General features: G+C 70.0%; 3 protein-coding genes. 1 reads left to right on the top strand and 2 read right to left on the bottom strand.

The window, feature by feature from the left end; all coding sequences use genetic code 11:
* The coding region (locus VM681_02925; protein ID HVL86949.1) for a hypothetical protein at positions 1-262 on the top strand (262 nt) is incomplete at its 5' end.
* Positions 263-371: 109 nt separating this feature from the next.
* Here the strand turns inward: VM681_02925 and VM681_02920 are convergent.
* Both VM681_02920 and VM681_02915 read right to left on the bottom strand, forming a co-directional pair.
* Positions 372-1,061, bottom strand: coding sequence for a hypothetical protein (locus VM681_02920; protein ID HVL86948.1), 690 nt, complete (start codon positions 1,059-1,061; stop codon positions 372-374).
* Complete coding sequence (locus VM681_02915) at positions 1,058-3,226, bottom strand: oligopeptide transporter, OPT family (protein ID HVL86947.1); 2,169 nt, start codon at positions 3,224-3,226, stop codon at positions 1,058-1,060. Before VM681_02915 ends, VM681_02920 begins: the two co-directional genes overlap by 4 nt.
* Positions 3,227-3,441: the final 215 nt, after the last annotated feature.

Raw genomic sequence — 3,441 nt, 5'->3', positions numbered from 1 at the left:
GGGCGTCGGAGCGCAGATCGCCGGCGCCCTCACGGGCTTTGTCGCCCAGGTCCAAGGCGCCGTCGAAGGCCTCGTGAGCCTTGCAACCGGCGCCAAGGCCGACCTCTCGGCCAAGGCCCACGCGGAAGCCCACGCGGCGCTCGAAGCGGCCCACGACGTGCACGTCGAGCTGCCGCGCATCGAGCCGCCCCGCGTCGACGCGAGCCTTGCCGCCGACGTGCAAGCCCGCGCCATGGCCGCGGCCAGCGGAACGTTGAACTAAAACAAACAGCCCCCTTCCCCGCTCCGCCTCCTCCACGGAGCGGGACTTTCCCTTCACCCCGCGCGGTTCGCTCCCTTCGTCACCGCCGCGCGGGATCCCTTTTCTTTCGTCAAGCTTCTGCGAAAGGCCGAAGCGGACCGTCCTGCGTTTCCGGCGACGCGAACCGGCCGAGGTTGAACGGCCGGATGGGCGGCTGCATGGCCTCGGCCAACTGCCGCTCCAGCTCCTCGCCCGCGGCCTCTCCGAACGTGACGAGGATCCGATTCGCGTGGCGAGGCACCCACCGAGGGTAGTCTTCGATCTGTGTCCAGGGGCCAAAGGCCCCGTCCGGAAGCATGGGACGGAAGAAGACGCGCAGGGTCGAGCGCTCGCCGTCGGACCTTTCGATGGGCCCGTGGGCCGCCTGCGGGTTGAGCGCAAGCCTTCCGCCCTCAAGGGTCATGCCAAGGAGCGAGAAGACCTCGGCGAGCGTGAGGTTTGGGATGCCCCCCGGGAACTCCGCCTCGACGTGGACCGCGGAGCCGCCGTCGGCCTCCCCGACGTGCATGTGCGCGCGCACGTCGCGCGTCCGGGACAGGTCATACGCCGGGTCGCGGAGATTCGCGCGTTGCCCGTCCACGATGATCGCAAGGGCGGCGTGCTCGTGCGCGAAGCGCAGTTCCTCGGAAGGCGGAGCTTCGGGCGGGTCGGGATCCGGCGAACGGCCCTCGTCGGGCGGCCCGCCCGCGCGCGGCTCGGAAGGGCCCAGACAGCCGGCCAGGAGCACGACTAGCGCCAAGGCCCGCGGAGCGCGGATCACGGTCGCACGCCGTCGGCGGGACGCGCGGTCACGAACAGCTCGCGCAGGGGAATGTACGCCATGAGCAGCGCGACGTACGCGAAGATCAGGATCCCGGGCCAGCCTTGGGTGCCTTCGAACGTGTAAGGCGTGCCACTTGCCACAAGCCAAGCAGTGGCGGCCAGTCCCGCAACCATGATCGCCGCCATGAGGCCCAGCCGCACCGCCGTGGTGGAGCGGCTGGCGACGAGGTACATCGCGCCGCCAAGGAGGATGCCCGCGATGGCGGGCGCAAAGTGGCCCGGCACCTGGCCTCCGAACAGAAGGAACACGACCGTGATGCCCAAGAGCGCCTCGCCCGCGATGACGCCGCTTGCCAAGAGCACCCCACGCTTCTCGATGCGCTCGACGAGCGACTTCTTCTCCGCCGGGGCCCACGCCTGCGTCCGGCGCGCGGCGTACCGTTCCATGCCCCACTTGAGAAGCCCGCCAGCGAAGATGGGCGTGGAGAGCTCGATGGGAAGATAGATGCCAACGGCCACCGGCAGCACCGGCAGCTTGAGGGCCACAAGCCCAAGGCCGAGCACGGCCCCCACGGCCAGAAGGTGCAGCGGCAGGCTTCCCTCGAAGACGCCGCGCGTGACCGTGGCCATGATGTAGCCCTGCGGCGCGGGGAACTGGTCGCCCCCGATGCCGCCGGGCGCCGTCTGGTGGATGACGTTCAGCACGACGGGGGCGACAAGCGCCATGCCCACGACGCCCACGATGAGCGCAAGCTGCTGGTACCGCGGCGTCGAGCCGAGCATGTAGCCGCTCTTCAAGTCCTGCAGGTTGTCGCCGGCGATGGCCGCCGAGCAGGCGATGACGGCGCCCACGCCGATGGCCGCAAGCATCCCCGCCTCGGCGCTTGCCCCCATGGCAAGGAGAAGGAACGACGTGAACAGGATGGTGAGGATGGTGACGCTCGAGATGGGATTGTTGCTGCTTCCCACGACGCCCGCGAGGTAGCCTGCCACGCTCGAGAACAGGAACGCGGCGGGGGCCATGACCGCCGCGGCGACGGCAGCCTGCACCCAGTTCTGCGTGAAGTAGTAGAAGACGCCGAAGATGGGGATCACGAGAAGTCCGATGCCCACGAGCACGCGGTCCAGGCGCACGTCGACGTCCGTGCGGGCCTTGGCCTGCGCGACGTGCCGTTTGCCGAAGCTCTCGCGCGCCTCGCGCGCGGCGGCGACGAGGCTCGTGCGCACGCGCGCAAGCGTGTAGAAGGCGCCCACGATGATGGCCCCGATGCCCACGAGGCGGACGTTCGGGTTCCACGTGCGCAGGGCGGCGGTGATGGGATCAAGCGGCGCGCCGTCGGGTCCGGTCGGGTAGCCGTTGAGGAGCAGGAAACCCGGCACGAGGACGACAAACGCGAGGCCCGCGCCCAGCATGATGAGGCGCGCGATTCCGATGCCCACGATGTAGCCCACGGCAAGCAGGATGGGCGCCACGCTGAAGGCCCCGTAGCCGACCGCGCCGCCCAGGCGCGCGCCGGCCCGAAGGACCTCCTGCCAGAGCCCGAGCACGTGGAGCGCGACGGCGTAGCCGCCGCCCAGCAGCATGCCGATCACGATCGTGCGCGCGTCCTGCGAGGTCGCGGCCTCCTTGGCCGGCGACGACTGCGCGCTGTCCTTGACGCCGGCCTTCAGGACCTCGGCCGTCGCGATACCCTCGGGGTACGGAAGGCGGCTTTCGACGACAAAGGCGCGACGAAGCGGGATCGTGAACAGCACGCCGAGGATGCCGCCGCACAGTCCGACCACGATGGCGGGAAGGAGGTCGATCTCCGTCCAGACGCCAAGCATGAGAAGCGCGGGGATCGTGAAGATGAGGCCGGCTCCAAGGGCCTCGCCGGCGCTTCCGGTCGTCATCGCGATCGTGTTCTCGAGGACGTTGCTGCGACGGAAGAACCGCAGGATGCTCATGCTGATGACGGCGCTTGGGATCGTGGCCGCAACGGTGAGGCCGGCCTTGAGGCCGACGTACATGTTGGCGGCTCCCAGCACGATCGAGAGGATCACGCCCAGAAGGAGCGCGCGGATCGTGAACTCCGGCAGGACGGTCGTGGCGGGGACGTAGGGCTCGTGGATTTCCTTGCCGGCCTCGGCGGGCGGGGCAAACGTGCCGATCTGCTGGGCCACGGGAATCGGGCGGGCAAGAACGTGGCCCCCTATAAAGGCAGCCCGGCGGGGGCAAGGATCGTTCCACAACCGCCTTTTGCCGGCCGGGCGGCCGACGACCGTGCGCGGCGCGGCGTCCCTCCTGGCGGCCCTGGCGTTGGCGACCTACGGGGCCTCCGCGATCGTCTCGCTGCCGTCCTTTGGCTGGGCCACGAGCCTCGAAGTGCTGGCGGGCC

The organism is Candidatus Thermoplasmatota archaeon (assembly GCA_035541015.1).
GTDB lineage: Archaea > Thermoplasmatota > SW-10-69-26 > JACQPN01 > JAIVGT01 > DATLFM01.
Note: the sequence above shows the minus strand (reverse complement) of the source record. Positions and strands in the feature narration are given on the sequence as shown.